This is a genomic window from Algoriphagus sp. 4150 (assembly GCF_031457395.1).
GTDB lineage: Bacteria > Bacteroidota > Bacteroidia > Cytophagales > Cyclobacteriaceae > Algoriphagus.
The window spans coordinates 13,939-30,893 of sequence record NZ_JAVDWS010000019.1 but is presented as its reverse complement, the minus strand read 5'-3'; the positions used below and the strand labels follow the sequence as shown (position 1 = coordinate 30,893).

Sequence of the window (16,955 nt, the reverse complement as noted above, 5' to 3'; positions counted from 1 at the left end):
CACTTGATTATGCTAGTATTTTATTGATCAATTCACCCTCAACATCAGTCAAACGGAATGGTCTTCCTTGAAATTCATAGGTAAATTTTTCGTGGTCAAAACCCATTAAATGCAGAATTGTGGCATGGATATCATGGACAGAAACTTTATCCTCAACTCCTGAAAAGCCAAAATCATCTGTTCGTCCATAACTAACGCCGGGTTTGATACCTCCGCCGGCCATCCACATCGTAAACGCATCTACGTGGTGATCTCTACCCATAAAACTCTGCGTTTTTCCCTCTCGGTTTTCTTGCATCGGAGTTCTCCCGAACTCACCTCCCCAGACCACTAGCGTATCTTCGAGCATTCCTCTTTGTTTCAGATCAAGCAATAAAGCTGAAATAGGCCTATCGATCTCGCGGCATTTATTTCTCAAGCCCATATCGATGGATCCGTCGTGATCTGTGCCGTGCGTATCCCAACCCCAATCATACAGCTGAACAAATCGAACACCTTTTTCCACCATTTTTCGTGCAAGGAGACAATTGTTGGCAAATGATTCTGAACCGGGCTTGGTGCCGTAGAGCGCATGAATTGATTCAGGTTCATCAGAGATATTCATTACTTCAGGTACTTCAATTTGCATGCGGTAAGCCATTTCATACTGATTGATTCTAGCTAGAATCTCCGGATCACCGTAAGCTTCAAACTCTTCCCGATTTATCGTATTGATGGCATCAATGACGTTTTTCTTTAAGTTGCGGGACATTCCCTCAGGATCATCAAGATACAGAACTGGGTCTCCTTTGGATCGGCATTGTACACCTTGATATACTGAGGGCAAGAATCCACTTCCCCATACACTTTTGCCGGCATCCGGAGTTTTTCCGCCTGAAGTAAGTACTACAAAACCGGGAAGATTCTGATTTTCTGTACCCAATCCATAGGTTACCCAGCTGCCTAGACTAGGCCGGCCGAGACGGGCACTTCCCGTTTGCATAAATAGCTGGGCAGGTCCATGGTTGAATTGATCAGTATGGACAGCTTTCAAGAAAGAAACTTCGTCGGCTAGCTTCTGAAAATGTGGAAGATAGTCAGAGATCCACGCCCCGGATTCTCCCTGCTGGGAAAACTTAGCCTGAGGACCCAGAATGTTGGGAACACCTCTGATAAAGGCAAATTTTCTTCCTTCCAAAAGCGATTCCGGACAAGGTTGGTTATGATATTTTACCAGCTCCGGTTTGTAATCAAAAAGCTCCAGCTGGGAGGGCGCACCGGCCATGTGGAGGTAAATGATAGATTTTGCTTTAGCTCCGAATGGTGGCGGCAAAGGAGAAAGTGGATTTAGATCCCGCTGACTTAGGTTTAATCCCGTGGATCCTATGGATGAATCAGTACCACATCCAAACAAAAGTGGAGCCATTGCCAGACCGCCAACTTTGGATACGCAGTCCATAAGGAAATGTCTTCTTGTCTGCTTTTCCAGCTTTTGCTGTGCAAACTCAGCGAGCATTTTATCGAGACTCTTCATATCAGGGCTTGGTTAAAAATTCATCCATATTCAGCAGAGCATTTGCTACTACAGCCATTGCTGCTTGCTCGGGGTTTGTAGCTTTGTCTTTTCTAGTGAAGAAAGCTTGTAGAGATTCCGGGTTGGCTGTATATTCTGATAATGCCTCTTCATATAAAGTAGAAAGAGCCTCCAGCTTTGCGTCCGAAATTGGAATTAGAACTAGCTTTTTGTAACCATAAGTAATGCTTTTTCTGGGATTCTTTGGGTTTTCCCTGAGCATATCTTCTGCCAAGTAATAAGCAGCTTCCAGGTATACGGGATCATTTAATGTGACTAAAGCCTGCAGTGGAGTATTGGTCACAATTCTTCTGCTGAGACAAACTTCTCTACTTGCCGCATCAAAGGAAATGAATGAAGGATAAGGGCTTGTACGTTTTAAAAAGGTATATACGCCCCTTCTGTGGGCATCTTCACCTTGACTTTCAGTCCAGGAATCTCCATTGTAAACGGTCTGCCAAATACCTTCTGGTTGATGTGGCTTGACCCCCGGTCCATACATTTTATCACTTAGTAATCCTGACACTGCTAAGGACTGATCCCTGACTTGCTCAGCACTTAATCTGAATCTAGGACCGCGGGCATACCATTTGTTTTGAGGATCTTTTGCAAAAAGATCCGGAGAAATAGCAGAAGACTGCTTGTATGTATCGGAGGTAACAATTTCCCGAATCAAGCTTTTGAGGCTCCAGCCGTAATCATTCATAGTTTTCCATGCCAGATAGTCCATCAGTTCCGGATGGGATGGTGGGTCGGACTGAGTCCCCATATCTTCAAGAGAATTTACAATTCCTCTTCCAAATAGCTGATCCCAAACCCGATTTACCAAGGTTCTCGAAGTGAGTGGATTTTCCTTGTCTGTAAGCCAGTAAGCAAAGCCCAATCGGTTGTTTGGCCAATCCTGATTCCAGTTATTTAGCACTTTTGGAGTTTCCGGATTTACCTTATCTCCAGGAATCATCCAGTTTCCCCGCTCAAAAACATGGGTTTCTCGAGTCATATAATCAGGATTCTCGATCATTATCGGAAGCTTCGTTCCGCCGTGGTTCAACGCAGCTTCCCAAGCGTCCTGAACTTCCTTAAAACCCGGTTTACCTTTTCCCCGAAGCATAGGAACAAAGGCAAACCACACAAACTTAGCTGCATTTTGGTCGGATTTTACACTGGGATTCTCAACCGCTAAAAACAAGTCCACGAAACCTTTTATGGGTTTGAAAGGAACTGCACGGATGATATCCCCATCTGTTTTATTAATCGGGAATGCTGCCAGAATTTCTCCTTCAGGACCTCCATTTCTGATGGTCATCTTACTGCCGTCTAAGCCAGAACCATATTGTATCAGCATTTGATCTGAGCCCTGCGTGTCTATTTTTTTCAAGTAAGCAGATCCATTTGCTTGAATTCCCAGCCATTTGGTGTCGATAAGTTCAGCATTTGTGAACTCTACAGCATTATGCGAGGGATATTTTGGTTCTAAAAAAGTGAGAAAATCTTTACGGTTTTTCGCTGCTTGAGTACTTTCATTTTCTCTGACCCAAGCGAGAACAGACTCGATTTCTGATTTTCTATCGGGCGAATAAAATCTTAGTCTCGGCTCTTCGTCATGGGTGTCTTCATCCCGGGAATTGTTGAAGAAAGCTACTGATTGATAAAACTCCTCATGTCGAATAGGGTCATATGGGTGACTGTGACACTGCACACAAGCCATAGTTGTACTTTGCCAAACTTCATAAGTAGTGCTGACACGATCAAGGACAGCAGCCACCCGGAACTCTTCGTCATCAGTTCCTCCTTCATCATTGTTCATGGTGTTTCTGTGAAAAGCTGTTGCGGTCAACTGATCTTCTGTGGGATCTGGGAGCAAATCTCCCGCTAATTGTTCAATGGTAAATTCATCAAAGGGCTTGTCTTCATTGAAGGCTCTGATGACCCAATCACGATATGGCCACATGGTACGTGAAGCATCACGCTCGTAGCCTTTGGTATCAGCATACCTGGCTAGGTCTAGCCACCAAGTAGCCCATTTTTCTCCAAAGGTGGGTGAGGAAAGCATCTGGTCTACCGCTTGTTCGTAAGTGATTTTTTTGGAGGAATATTCTGCCAGAAGTCCTTCTGCCGGAGGTAAGCCTGTAATGTCCAGAGCGACTCTGCGAAGTAACTTAAGGGGTGCCTCCTTTTTAGAAAAGTCTAATTCTTGTTCTTGGAGTTTTTTTCTGATGTATAGATCAATACTGCTTGATGCGGAGTAATTGTGGTCAGATGAAAATCCGGCAGTCGTTTTCTGTTCATTAGCTTCAGGAGAACGGATGGGCTTATAAGCCCAGTGTTCACCCCATTTGGCTCCTTGCTTGATCCAGGTTTTTAAAAGGTCAATTTCCTCCTTAGAAAGTGGTGTTCGCTCATAAGGCATTCTGACTTCAGGATCGGAAGAAGTCAGACGCTTGATCAACTCGCTGCCATTCGGATCGCCCGGAATAATTGCCGGATGCCCTGAGTCCGTATTTTCAAGAGCCTCTTCCTCAAATAGTACAGAGAACCCGCCACTCTTTTTCACTCCGCCATGGCAGGAAATGCAGTTTTTATTCAGAATGGGCTTGATCTGGCTACTGAAATCTACTTCCTTTTCCTGACCAAAAATCATAACCCCTCCAATGGCAAGGATGATTGCAAGCGTAAGAATACCGGCTGCTTTAAGGTTATTCATAGGAAATGGAATGAACCTGAAAAGTAAAGAATTTTGAGCTACTTCGAAAATCTATTATATCATGCGGGTGATTTGGGTGTAGTGTTTATTAATGTTCTGGGATTTTGGTTTTGGCGATGCAATTCAATAGGGTGTGATTTCGACTGGCTTCTGCACAAGGGGACAAATTGTTCTCCAGGTCAAGTTTTTATTCCCGCTATATGGTATGAAAATACTCTGGAATAGATGCTTCACAAAAGGAGAGTGAAAATGGATAATGAGATCGGGCTAGTCTACTGTGACTGCATAAGGACTTGTTAAATACCGGTTGTGCCTCTGGACAACCTCAACATTCCCTGTGGAGGAAAAAAGCAAAAAAATACCCCGCATTATCAGTAGGCAGGGTAGTCTTTTAGAATTTGAAGTTTGGAAGATTCTCCAAAATATCCTTGGTCATCTTATCAAGATCATAATCATGCTTCCATCCCCAGTCTTTCCTTGCACATGAGTCGTCTATACTGTCAGGCCAGCTATCTGCGATAGCCTGACGAAAATCCGGATTGTACTCGATTTTGAAATCAGGAATATGTTTTACTATGCTTTGATAAATTTCTTTTGGAGTGAAATTCATCGCGGCCAAGTTGTAACTAGACCGGATTTTTACAGATTCGCGCGGAGCGTTCATTAGATCCAAGGTTGCTTTGATGGCATCAGGCATATACATCATAGGCAATGAACTGTCTTCACGAAGGAAGCAATCAAATTTTTCCCTTGCCAATGCTTTGTGATAGATATCCACTGCATAATCGGTGGTACCTCCGCCTGGAAGCGACTTGTATCCGATCAAGCCCGGGTAACGAAGGCTGCGAACGTCTACATTGTATTTCTGAAAATAGTATTCGCACCATCTTTCTCCGGCCTGCTTCGAAATGCCGTACACGGTATTGGGTTCTTTGACGCAATACTGAGGTGTATTGATTTTTGGTGTATTGGGTCCGAAGACAGCAATAGAGGATGGCCAATAGATCTTGTTAAGATTAAATTCTCTGGCCAGCTCCAGGACATGAAGTAAACTATCCATGTTTAGCTCCCAGGCAAAGAGTGGTTTTTTCTCACCCACTGCGGAAAGCACTGCCGCCAGATGATAGATTTGGGTGATTTTTTGGTTTTTGACAAGGTTTCTCAGACCTTCTTTATCCATCACATCCAAAACTTGAAAGCGACAAAAGTCAAACTTGGATTGTGCGGATTGGTTGAGGTCTGTGGCGATTACTTGCTCTGCACCAAACTGATCTGCCAAAGACTTAGTGAGCTCCGAACCCAATTGGCCTGCAGCGCCTATTACTAGGATTTTTTCCATTGATATTTCTTTCAAAATCTACCCTAAAGCCGGGCTCCGGGTTTTTGTTTATATTTGGGTTTGCAGTCGCAAAAGTAAGAAAAAACTGCTTCCAGATCAGAATATTTGACCAAAGGAAGCAGACGTTTTTGAATAACATAAAATCAACTAGCTATCATGTACGATCAGTTCAAACCCAAATTGCAAGAAGAACTTAAGGGAATAGAGGAAGCAGGCCTTTTCAAGAAAGAGCGTGTGATCACATCCCCGCAATCAGCAGAAATCACCATTGCAGGAGGGCAAAAAGTTTTGAATTTTTGTGCCAATAATTATTTGGGACTTTCTTCCCATCCAAAAGTAATCGAAGCAGCCAAGGCGGCGATTGATTCCCATGGATTTGGAATGTCTTCCGTGCGCTTTATTTGCGGTACGCAGGACATTCATAAGGAATTGGAAAAGAAAATTTCTGAGTTTCTAGGCACAGAAGATACCATTCTATATGCGGCGGCTTTCGATGCCAATGGGGGAGTGTTCGAGCCTCTTTTGGGCCCTGAAGATGCGATCATCTCAGATGCATTGAATCATGCTTCTATCATCGATGGTGTCCGTCTATGTAAAGCAATGCGCTTCCGATATGAGCACAATAATATGGAAGATCTGGAAGTCCAGTTGAAGGATGCCATTGCCAAAGGAGCTAAGCAAAAAATCATTGTAACTGACGGGGTTTTCTCTATGGATGGGACAATTGCACAGTTGGACAAGATCGTGGAATTGGCTGAAAAGTACGAAGCCTTAGTCATGACAGATGAGTGCCACTCAACAGGATTTATGGGCAAAACAGGAAGAGGAGTTCATGAGCATTGCGGTGTGATGGGTAAAATAGATATTATCACCGGGACGCTTGGAAAGGCACTTGGAGGTGCTTCCGGAGGATTTACCTCAGGAAGAAAGGAAATTATCGAATTGCTTCGCCAGCGCTCCAGGCCGTATTTGTTTTCTAACACACTAGCACCATCGATCACAGGAGCTTCGATAGCAGTGTTTGATTTATTGTCTGAAACTACTGAGTTGAGAGACAAGCTGGAAGAAAATACAACCTATTTCCGTGAGAAAATGACTGCCGCAGGTTTTGATATCAAGCCGGGTGAGCACGCCATTGTGCCGATTATGCTGTATGATGCAGTTCTTTCGCAGCAAATGGCTGAGAAGGTTCTTGAGAAAGGGATTTATGTGATTGGCTTCTATTATCCGGTGGTACCAAAAGGACAAGCTAGGATCCGCGTTCAGATATCTGCCGGGCACGACCGGGCTCATTTGGATCAGGCGATTGCTGCTTTTACAGCAGTTGGGAAAGAACTGGGAGTGATTGGGTAGCCGTAAAGGACAAGCTAATTAACGCTGAGGTTATGTGGATGTCGGGTGTCCGATGTTTCAAAGCCGGGTTTCTAGTTTAGATCCCCGGTTTTTTTATCTCAATGCCCGGAAAGAAACTGGAAAGGCTACAGTTGACTTTTACTTGAAACTTGAGCTTGAAAATTTATTATTGAGACTTTTATGATTTTCCGTGCCTTTGGATTGATCATTATGATTATCCGTTTTCTGACAGTAAAGAGACTTTATCATTGCGGATATACCATTAATCATCTAACCGTCACGTGGTAGCAACTCTGTTTTCTTTCTTTGATGAAGAAAATTTTGTCGGCTTCTTGAAATTCCTTTAGAATTTCTTCAAGTTTTTTTTGTTTGCTTCTGTCGAAGCTCTTTTTACCATTAAATCTAATGTAAGAGATGTCGAATGAGGATCCGTAGGAATGGGAGCTGACTCCCTCAGTTGCATTTCTATTCCTTTTTCTTAAGCTTTTTTGCTGTTCAGGAGTCCGGGTAACTGATGTTAACGTAAAGAAACTTTCAGTATCTGTAAGTGTTTGGAAAGCTATCCCCAGTTCTTCAAGGACAATTTTTGAGTATGGAGTAATGTAAGGATGGCTATGGGTTAAGGGCATCACTTCGTATCCACTTCCCTGGTTCACCAGCACCAACTGTTTCTCATCAACTAGTTTGTTGAAATGGGTTTCATTCTCTATTAAACCAAATCCATTATGTTCTGAAGCATACAGATGTTTGTCATATTCTTTTGCGATCAGCTCCTCAGGAATAGGAAGCACGACTCTGGGAAGGGGAGTTTCTAAGCTAATGGGCTCGGTGTTCTCAGGACGTGGGACAGATTTTGGATTATTGGTAAAGGCAGAATAGGTGTCTTTTAGTTGCCTTTTTAGCTCCGGCATATATGCCTGGGTAGCTAGAGCACCCACCGAAAAAAGTATGAAAAAAGCGACTAGGTATACTAAGGTATGCTGTTTCATGTGTTTATATTTTGATTTTTAATGGTCAGATAGCCTGTCCCGAACTTGATTCGGGAGAATCTCGCATAGTTGATAATCATATCAGTGTGTGTCGCCTTCGATATGCTCGATTTCATGTATTTAGTAATTGTTTTTTAATTGTCACATAGCCTGTCCCGTCCGCCGCGGCGGATCGGGATGGAATCCCTGCCTGCGGCAGGCAGGTCGCACGGTGAATAATCATCCCCCTGTGCGTTGCTTTTAACATTCTCGATTTCATGGGGTTAAAAAAACGAGAGTGTCTCATAAGTAGGATTTCTTGTCAGGCTGAGCGAAGTCGAAGCCTTTTATGCGCTAATTAAGCCCATTTCGACTTCCCGCTACAGCGAGGCAAGCTACTCAATGTGACAATTATGAGTTATGAGACAGCCTCTTTTTTAGGATGCCGACTTGCTACTGGTCATGGCGAGTTTTCTTCGCTTTTTCATCTCATATTCTTCGAGATCTTCGAATCGGGCGTCCAGATCGAAGTTATTTAGATAATCATTGATTGTTTCTCTGATTTCCTGAAAGGACATGTTGTGTAGAATCTTTCCATTCTTGGACATAGACAGTTGCCCTGTTTCTTCGGATACGATTAATACCAACGCATCAGTGGTCTCCGACATCCCTATTGCTGCCCGATGGCGAAGTCCGAATTGGGCAGGAACTTCACGCTCAGTTACGGGTAAAATACAGCGGGCTGCTTTTATTTTACCGTTGTGAATGATCACTGCACCATCGTGTAGGGGACTGTATTTATTGAAAATTGAGATAAGCAGTCGTTTCGACAATTCTGCATCAAGGATATCACCGCTTTCGGCGTAGAATTTTAATTCTGTACTTTTTGAAATCACCATCAATGCTCCGGTATTGCTGCCCGCAAGGGTCTTGGAAGCATCTATAATAGGACTGATATTAAAGACAGCATCGTCTTTTTTTCTCCAGAAGAAGAGCATGTCTTTCCACGCATTATCATCTGACAGGAGCGAAGACCGTCCTATCAAAAGAAGAAATTTTCTGATTTCAGGAGCGAAAATAATAATGGCTGCTATTACACCCACTCCCATGAATTGCCCTAAAATAGCAGATAGAAGCTCCATACGGAGCGCTCTGACCAGAAGATAGATTAAGTAGATAGAAAGAAAACCAAGAAAAATCTTGATAGCAACACTTCCTTTTAGCAGTTTATAGATTTGATACAATAGGGCGGCTACCAACGCAATATCGAAGATATTGATGATGGAGATGTCTAAAAATCCTATTTTGAAAAGTAGTATCAAGAGTATAAAGTGTTGTATAATTTCAATGTTTCGTTTGCTTCTTTAACGTCATGAACCCGCAGGATGTTTGCGCCATGGCATAAAGCAAACATATTTAATGCAGTGGTACCATTCAGAGCTTCACCGGCATTCACTTCCAGCGCTTTAGATATCATAGATTTTCTAGAAATACCCACAAGCAACGGTAATGAAAGCGTCTCAAAGCGTCGAAGGTTCCTGAGTAAGAAGTAATTTTGTTCGAGAGTTTTAGCAAATCCGAAACCTGGATCAATTATTACATCTTTGATGCCAAACTTTTTGAATTGTTCCAGTTTTTCAGCGAAATAATACAATATCTCTCCTAAAATATCTGAATAGTTTGTTTTTTTCTGCATGTTTTGGGGATTTCCTCTCATATGCATGGCTATGTACGGAACCTGAAGCTTGGCTACCGTCGGGATCATCTCTTCATCCAGGTCTCCAGCCGATATATCATTTATAATATGAGCTCCTGATCCTATTGCTTCCTCTGCAACCCGCGATCTGAAAGTATCAACAGAAATTAAAATATCGGGAAAGTTGGAAGCGATCCATTTCACAGCAGGAATTACCCTGTCGATCTCTTCCTGTAAACTAACCTCGGCCGCTCCCGGTCTGGAACTGTATCCTCCAAGATCCAGAATGCCGGCACCATTGGAAATATGGGATGTGGCTAATTCTATAACTTTGTCCATGGACTTCTCAGCTCTGCTTCCTTCGAAAAATGAGTCAGGTGTCAGATTTACTATTCCCATCAGCTGAGGTTTGTTCCAACTGATTAGCCGTCCATCGATTTGAAGGGTGTTTTTTTGGGGAAATGATTTATCTTCGATTTTGGAAGACTTGCCCGGAAGAGGAAACATTAAATTAAGAGACTTTGGAGACGCAAACGAGTAACGAATATAAGGAAGTTATCAGCCGTTGTAAAGAACTATTTCGTAAGAAGACTATAGATTATGGTACGGCATGGAGAATTTTTCGCTTACCGTCGATTACAGATCAGATTTTCATCAAAGCGCAACGTATTAGATCGATTCAGGAAAAGGGGAATCAAAAAGTCAATGATCCGATAGAAGATGATTTCGTAGGGATTATTAATTATTGCCTGATTGCTTTGCTTCAGATCAGTTATGCAAAAGACAATCGGATGGAAATTCCTTTCGAAGAACTTGAGCCGGCGTATGATCACTGGGTAAACGAAACCCGTGGGCTTTTGGAAAATAAAAACCATGATTACGGTGAGGCTTGGCGGGAAATGCGTATAAGCTCTATTACTGATATTATTTTGATGAAATTGCTTCGTACCAAGCAAATAGAAGACAATCAAGGTCAGACTCTAGTGTCCGAGGGTATTGAGGCTAACTATCAGGACATGATCAATTATGCTGTATTTTGTTTAATTAAATTAGGGTATCATGTTTAAGCAAGGGTTTTTGTGGGTGATTCGGTTTATTGTCGGAGGCCTTTTTATTTTTTCGGGTCTGATCAAGGTCAACGATCCTGTAGGGACATCGATTAAACTGGAAGAATATTTTGATGTGTTTTCTACAGACATAGCCGGCTTCTTTCAATATCTCAAGCCCATTGCATTAGAACTCAGTATTTTCCTTGTAGTAGTGGAAGTTGTTTTGGGCATCATGCTGATATTGGGAGTGCGGAGCAGATTTACTGTTTGGGCTCTTGCATTGATGATCTTATTCTTCACATTTCTTACGTTTTACTCTGCCTATTTCAATAAAGTGACGGATTGCGGATGCTTTGGAGACGCGATCAAATTGACACCCTGGGAATCCTTTTACAAAGATTTGCTTCTTTTGGCCTTGATCGCGATTCTGTTCTTGTTTCAAACGGATCTTCCCAAAACATCTTCTACTTGGGCAAAAGGAGTGACTGTAGTAGCCATGGTTATGTCTTTTGTCTTAGCCATTCTAGCGGTTCGAAATCTTCCATTTATTGATTTTAGAGCCTATAAGGTGGGGGTGGATATCCCTCAAAATATGCTGCCGTCGGCTCCACTTCAATATTCTTATGTGATGAAAAAGGACGGCGAACTTGTTACTTTTGATCAGTATCCGTCCGATGAAAGCCTGGAGTTTGTGGAAATGAATTTGAAGAACCCGGATGCTTTACCTAAAATTTCTGATTTTGCTGTTTGGAATGAGGACGGAGATTATACAGAAGAAGTTTTTACGGGCAATAAGATGCTGATTCTATCTAGCAGTATGGCCAAAATAAGTAATTCAAATTTGGATCAAATTGACCAACTTATTAAATCTCTTTCGGGATCTCCTGTAGAGCCTGTTTTCATCGCTGCAGCCTCACAGGAAGAGATTCTAAATTTTATCGAATCAAGAGGGTGGGATATGCTTACACTTCAAGCAGATGCCACCGTGGTCAAAACCATCATCCGGGCCAACCCGGGCATAATGCTGCTAAAAGATGGAAAGGTGCTGGGCAAGTACCATCATAATAACACTCCGGACGCCAACGAAGTCTTAGACTTATATATGAAGTAGGGGATGGGCAAGGACTTGAAAATCGTTTTGGTAGGGCTCCCCGGATCAGGAAAAAGCACGTTTGGAAAACAGTTGGCCACGGTCCTGAAATTTCCCTACTACGATCTGGATCATCTGATAGAAGATCAATTTCAGATGAAAATTCCGGATATTTTCTCTAGATATGGGGAAGGTCAATTCCGTACATGGGAGACAGAGGTGCTTCAGAAGTTTCTGAAGCGGGAAGATTCTTATGTACTTGCCACCGGAGGCGGATGTCCGTGCTTCAATGACAATATGGATTTGATCAATGAAAAAGCCGTGTCTGTGTATCTGGATGTGCCATTGGAAGAGATTTCATACAGACTGGGATTGGCTAAGGCGCAGAATAGACCTATGTTTCTGGGGCTTGATCAGGGAGAAATAACCTTGAAATTAAAAAGTTTGTTGGTGGAGAGAGATTACTTTTATAGGCAATCAAAAATAAAACTCAGCGGGGAAGATTTCTCCGCTGAGTTATTGGTATCGGAGTTGATCCGTTTGCTTAAAAACTAAGACCTAGTGTAAGTACTCCGTTCAGCTGATTGTTTTTGATTTCGGTCAACGGCCCAGCGTTGCGTCCTTGACTATCCAGAACCTGATAGCTACTGTATAGTGTATTGAACTTTTGGTTTACCAGAGCAAAGTCCACAGAGAACTTGTTGATTTTCACACCAAGACCACCACTTATCTGCTGTGTACTTCTATCAAAGTTAGAATTTGCAATAGGGTCACCAAAGTAGCCATATCCTCCTCTAAATCTGAAATTACTTAATCTATACTCTGCTCCCAGTCGGAAATTGACGGTACTGCTATATAGGTTTTGAATTTGCAAATTATCAGGTCCTTCATCGAAATCATTGGAGTTGATTCTTGCAGAACTGTAGTCTACCCAATCCACATCTGCGGAGATAAATCCATTTTTCCCTAAGAATACTGTAGCTCCACCGCCTATTTTTAGAGGAGTATTCAATCTGTATGAACTGATTATAATATCAGTCAGATCTTCTACTCGCCCTAGCGTGATTCCTTCCGGCTCATAGAAATAATTATCATAATTGACGACCATACTTGCATCGTATTCGTCATTTAAGGCATACCAAGTAGGAGTCTGGAATGTAAAACCCAAATTCAGGTAATCCACAGGCTTATAAATCAAACCTAGATTGAGGTTTACACCCCCTCCATTGATAAATAAATTCTCCTGAAGGCTGGAATTGATCAGTGGCCCCTCGGAAAACTCTTCATTATAAATCTTTCTGGAGGTGAAATTTAAGGTTCGGATACCAATGGATCCACCGACAAATAGCTTGTAATTGAAATTGGCTCCATAAGCAAAAGTAATTTGGCTTGAACTTCCTTCTTGGGTGATGTTTTCATCTTGAAAAGGAGCAAGGAATCCATTGATAGGCTCGTATTCTCCAGAAATTACATTACCGTTACTGTCTAAGCGGGGATTGATTTGATATGTATTGTATGCCATTCCCGTCAGGCCGAAGTTAGCGACTTGACTTTCCGGAAATCCTTGAGCATCCTGTAGATAAAAGTCAATAATGGATGTCTCTCCCGGCTGGTCAGAATAGTATCCGTACTCCGTGTTAAAATTAGCAATCCGCTGAATGCTTATTCCGAAAGCTCCTCCTTTAAATGACCCTCTTTCGAAGTCTCCTTTAGGATTTGCCATCACGAAACTCACATTTGGTAGGGAGAAGTTGGTTGTATTATAACTTCTATTTTGTCCCATATAGTTTGTCTCACCCCCCCAGTCGGTAAAGCCAACAGTGGCACTTGCTTCGGAGGATCTGAAGAAACCCAGTCCTGCGGGGTTTCCGGCAATATTTGATACATCTCCACCAAGTGACCATTGTGTGCCGCCAACTCCCATAATGCGGGCCGAGCCGGCGGGTTTAACTTGACTGAACCGATATGCATCCTCAAAATATCCGCTTTGGGCAAGCGTATACGAGGTGGAAATAAAACATAGGGATAAAACCAGAATGGATATTCTCATTTAGATTTGATTTGGATATAATGAATAAACGTGCTGAACAGATGAAAATGTTTCTTAGTCTCCACATTCTTTTTCCAAAAACAGGCAGACTGAGTGAAGAGCTGGATTGTGTCGCTACACAGGCAGCAATAAATAAGGCAGTGAGATCACTGCCTTATTTTAATTTATCCACAATCGATACAGGGATAGGGTATTAATTTCCCCGTCCTCCTCTTGATGTACCAGAGCTGCCTCTAGTTGCTCCTCCGGAAGATCCTCCACTTCTAGAAGGTGCGCTATAACTTGGCGTACTTCGTGTAGGTGTAGTAGTACGGGGAGGGGCTACAGTTCTGGTGTTTGTGCCTCCATTGTTATAAGCAGGGGATGACGTTCTGCTAGGAACATTACTTCTGTTATACGAAGGACTGGTTGATCTATTGTTAGTGGCAGGGTTTGAAGATCTAACTGTCCCTTCTCTACCTGAATTCACAGATCTGGAATTTGTAGTACCTACGCTTGGTCTAGCAGATGGCATTGCACTTCTAGTTCCTGATGCCGAACGATCCATAGCGGCAGAATTGACGTTTCTACTGCTGCCTTCCCTAGCTCTGGAATTGTAATAATCATTTTGTGAAGAGCTGAAATCTCTAGCAGTTGCTCTTGAATTGTTAGCATTGGAAACGACTCTTCTCGATGAAGTATTGTCTCTAGAGTTGAGTACATCTCTTCTTGCCTGCGCTCTGGCAGTACTTGGCTGCAACGCGGAGTTAGACACATTTCCGCCTCTACCTCCGGCAAGTGAAGAACCTCGAGTTGGTCTGGCACCTGTTACGACTCTTCTGTTTCCATATTCATTACCCGGAAGTACATATATAGGTCTGCCGTATCCAAAGCCCGGATATCCACCCCAGCCATACATCGGCATTCCCCAAGGATCATAAAATCCTCCATATCCGAATCCAAAGCCAGGTCTCATGTACATAGGTCTGTAGAACCCATTTCCAAATCCGAATCCAAAACCTATATTAAATCCAGGTCTGAATCCGAAACCGGGACCCCAGAAAGGATCGTAAAATCCGCCCATTCCCCAGGGATTCATTCCGTACATCATTCCCATGTTCATTCCCATTCCCATCCCCATGTTGAAAGCCATGGAATTATTGAAATTGGAATTGTTGCCTGAACCGTTAACTCTATAGTTATCGTAAGCATTGATGTCCGGATTATTTTGCTCCTCAGCTCCTTCGTCAAAGTACACGATGTTATCTTGGACAGTGTCTTCTCCTGCTTGATATCTTGCGATGTAGTCTGGATTTACATTTCTAGAGCTAAAACTTTCTTGTGGAATTGGCTCAGAATTCACTGAGGAAAGTGTCTGGAATTGCTCGCGGTTATTGTTTTGCACAGCAAATTCAGTAGCTACTTTAGCGTCTGAAGCCATGAAATACAAATTGTCGCTCGTATCTGTGGTGGCTAATTTGTTAGTGCTACAAGAAACCAAAACCAGGGATCCAAGGATAAATGATGATGTTATGATTGCAGAATTCTTCATAATAGAAGTTTAATTGTTACTTTCTTATACGAGAGCATGGGTGAAGGGTTATACTTTTGGTTTATATTTGTCCCGCATAAGTTAGCAAAAATAACTATAATCTGTATCTCAACCAACCACAATGAGTAAAGGACTGCCTAAGAGAAGCGAGGATTATTCGCTTTGGTACAATGAATTAGTGAAAAGAGCCGATTTGGCAGAGAATTCAGCCGTAAGAGGCTGCATGGTAATCAAGCCCTACGGTTATTCTATATGGGAGAAAATGCAGGCTGAGTTGGATCGCATGTTCAAAGAGACCGGTCATTCCAACGCATATTTCCCGCTTTTTATCCCCAAATCTTATCTAAGCAAGGAAGCTAGCCATGTGGAAGGATTTGCCAAAGAATGTGCTGTAGTCACTCATTACAGATTGAAAAATGCTGAAGATGGAAGTGGTGTGATTGTAGATCCTGAAGCAAAGCTGGATGAGGAGTTAATCGTCCGTCCTACTTCGGAAACAGTTATTTGGAGCACGTACAAAAACTGGGTGCAATCTTATCGTGATCTTCCCCTGCTGGTAAATCAGTGGGCAAATGTGGTCCGCTGGGAAATGAGAACAAGACTTTTCCTTCGGACTACAGAATTCCTATGGCAAGAAGGCCATACAGCTCATGCCACCAAAAAGGAAGCTGAAGCTGAGACTTTGCAGATGATGAATGTGTATGCACAGTTTGCTGAAGACTTTATGGCCTTGCCTGTGGTGCGGGGGAGAAAAACAGAAAGTGAGCGTTTTGCAGGAGCGGATGATACCTTGTGTATCGAGGCGATGATGCAGGATGGAAAAGCTTTACAGGCAGGAACCTCACATTTTTTGGGGCAAAATTTCGCCAAAGCTTTCGATGTGAAATTTGCTACTAAAGAAGGAGGCCTAGAGTACGTTTGGGGTACTTCTTGGGGTGTCAGCACACGTTTGATGGGAGCATTGATTATGGCTCACTCAGATGACAATGGGTTGGTTCTGCCACCGAAATTGGCTCCAATACAAGTGGTGATTATTCCCATCTATAGAAAAGACGAAGAACTGGACGCCATCACCGAAAAAGCCAATGAGATTATTGCCGAGCTTCGCAAGGCAGGAGTTTCAGTGAAATACGACAATCGTGATACACATAAGCCAGGCTGGAAATTTGCAGAGCATGAATTGAAAGGTGTTCCTCTTAGAATCGCCATAGGGCCTAGGGATTTGGAAAACGGTACAATTGAAATCGCAAGAAGAGATACCCTGACTAAGGAGCAATTTGAATTGGCTTCTCAGCCGATTTCGGAGAAAATAACAGGTATGCTTGATGAAATTCAGACTAGTATTTACTCCAAAGCGCTAAATTTCAAAGGTGAAATGACAACAGAAGTGAATTCTTGGGATGAATTTAAAGAAGTGCTGGAGGAAAAGGGAGGATTTTTGTCTGCTCACTGGGATGGAACTTCAGAGACAGAAGAAAAAATAAAAGATCTTACCAAGGCTACCATTAGATGCATTCCATTGGATAGGAGTGAAGAAGCCGGGATTTGTGTCTTCTCCGGTAGCCCTTCTGCCGGCAGAGTCCTTTTTGCAAAGGCCTACTAGTCACCAAAGCCCGGAAATTT

General features: G+C 42.7%; 14 protein-coding genes. 6 read left to right on the top strand and 8 right to left on the bottom strand.

Going from position 1 to position 16,955, the window contains the following annotated elements; genetic code table 11:
• Positions 1–7: 7 nt before the first annotated feature.
• From J2X69_RS19600 to J2X69_RS19590, 3 genes are all read right to left on the bottom strand, one after another.
• Positions 8–1,513, bottom strand: a complete 1,506-nt coding sequence (locus J2X69_RS19600; protein ID WP_310107174.1) for a DUF1501 domain-containing protein — start codon at positions 1,511–1,513, stop codon at positions 8–10.
• A 1-nt stretch (position 1,514) separates the two neighbouring features.
• Positions 1,515–4,256, bottom strand: coding sequence for a DUF1553 domain-containing protein (locus J2X69_RS19595; protein WP_310107172.1), 2,742 nt, complete (start codon positions 4,254–4,256; stop codon positions 1,515–1,517).
• 391 nt (positions 4,257–4,647) lie between these two features.
• The gene (locus J2X69_RS19590; RefSeq protein ID WP_310107170.1) at positions 4,648–5,595 is read right to left on the bottom strand and encodes an L-threonine 3-dehydrogenase; all 948 of its coding nucleotides are present in this window, start codon (positions 5,593–5,595) and stop codon (positions 4,648–4,650) included.
• Positions 5,596–5,751: 156 nt separating this feature from the next.
• Here J2X69_RS19590 and kbl point away from each other — a divergent pair, with 156 nt between their 5' ends.
• The gene (gene kbl, locus J2X69_RS19585; RefSeq protein ID WP_310107168.1) at positions 5,752–6,948 is read left to right on the top strand and encodes a glycine C-acetyltransferase; all 1,197 of its coding nucleotides are present in this window, start codon (positions 5,752–5,754) and stop codon (positions 6,946–6,948) included.
• 266 nt (positions 6,949–7,214) lie between these two features.
• On the opposite strand, the gene J2X69_RS19580 is transcribed toward kbl, so the two are convergent.
• The 3 genes from J2X69_RS19580 to folP form a co-directional block, all read right to left on the bottom strand.
• Positions 7,215–7,937 (bottom strand): DUF5715 family protein, encoded by a 723-nt coding sequence (locus J2X69_RS19580; protein ID WP_310107167.1) that lies wholly within the window; start codon positions 7,935–7,937, stop codon positions 7,215–7,217.
• A gap of 416 nt (positions 7,938–8,353) precedes the next feature.
• A complete protein-coding gene (gene cdaA / locus J2X69_RS19575; protein WP_310107165.1) occupies positions 8,354–9,238 on the bottom strand; it encodes a diadenylate cyclase CdaA in 885 nt (294 codons plus the stop codon).
• Complete coding sequence (gene folP / locus J2X69_RS19570; RefSeq protein WP_310107163.1) at positions 9,235–10,119, bottom strand: dihydropteroate synthase; 885 nt, start codon at positions 10,117–10,119, stop codon at positions 9,235–9,237. Before folP ends, cdaA begins: the two co-directional genes overlap by 4 nt.
• A gap of 14 nt (positions 10,120–10,133) precedes the next feature.
• On the opposite strand from folP, the gene J2X69_RS19565 reads away from it, so the two are divergent.
• The 3 genes from J2X69_RS19565 to J2X69_RS19555 are packed head-to-tail and all read left to right on the top strand — an operon-like array spanning position 10,134 to position 12,306.
• Positions 10,134–10,679, top strand: a complete 546-nt coding sequence (locus J2X69_RS19565) for a DUF1599 domain-containing protein (RefSeq protein WP_310107161.1) — start codon at positions 10,134–10,136, stop codon at positions 10,677–10,679.
• Positions 10,672–11,772, top strand: a complete 1,101-nt coding sequence (locus J2X69_RS19560; RefSeq protein WP_310107158.1) for a BT_3928 family protein — start codon at positions 10,672–10,674, stop codon at positions 11,770–11,772. The genes J2X69_RS19565 and J2X69_RS19560 overlap by 8 nt, the downstream gene beginning before the upstream one ends.
• Positions 11,773–11,775: 3 nt before the next feature.
• Positions 11,776–12,306 (top strand): shikimate kinase, encoded by a 531-nt coding sequence (locus tag J2X69_RS19555; RefSeq protein ID WP_310107156.1) that lies wholly within the window; start codon positions 11,776–11,778, stop codon positions 12,304–12,306.
• Here J2X69_RS19555 and J2X69_RS19550 read toward each other — a convergent pair.
• Positions 12,296–13,801 carry an outer membrane protein transport protein gene (locus J2X69_RS19550; protein WP_310107154.1) on the bottom strand — a complete coding sequence of 502 codons (1,506 nt, stop codon included), beginning with the start codon at positions 13,799–13,801 and terminating at the stop codon, positions 12,296–12,298. The genes J2X69_RS19555 and J2X69_RS19550 overlap by 11 nt on opposite strands.
• A 20-nt stretch (positions 13,802–13,821) precedes the next feature.
• On the opposite strand from J2X69_RS19550, the gene J2X69_RS19545 reads away from it, so the two are divergent.
• Positions 13,822–13,998 (top strand): hypothetical protein, encoded by a 177-nt coding sequence (locus J2X69_RS19545; protein ID WP_310107152.1) that lies wholly within the window; start codon positions 13,822–13,824, stop codon positions 13,996–13,998.
• Here J2X69_RS19545 and J2X69_RS19540 read toward each other — a convergent pair.
• A complete protein-coding gene (locus tag J2X69_RS19540; protein ID WP_310107150.1) occupies positions 13,995–15,332 on the bottom strand; it encodes a hypothetical protein in 1,338 nt (445 codons plus the stop codon). The genes J2X69_RS19545 and J2X69_RS19540 overlap by 4 nt on opposite strands.
• Positions 15,333–15,453: 121 nt before the next feature.
• On the opposite strand from J2X69_RS19540, the gene proS reads away from it, so the two are divergent.
• On the top strand, positions 15,454–16,935 hold the full coding sequence (gene proS, locus J2X69_RS19535; protein ID WP_310107148.1) for a proline--tRNA ligase: 1,482 nt from the start codon (positions 15,454–15,456) through the stop codon (positions 16,933–16,935).
• Positions 16,936–16,955 lie beyond the last annotated feature (20 nt).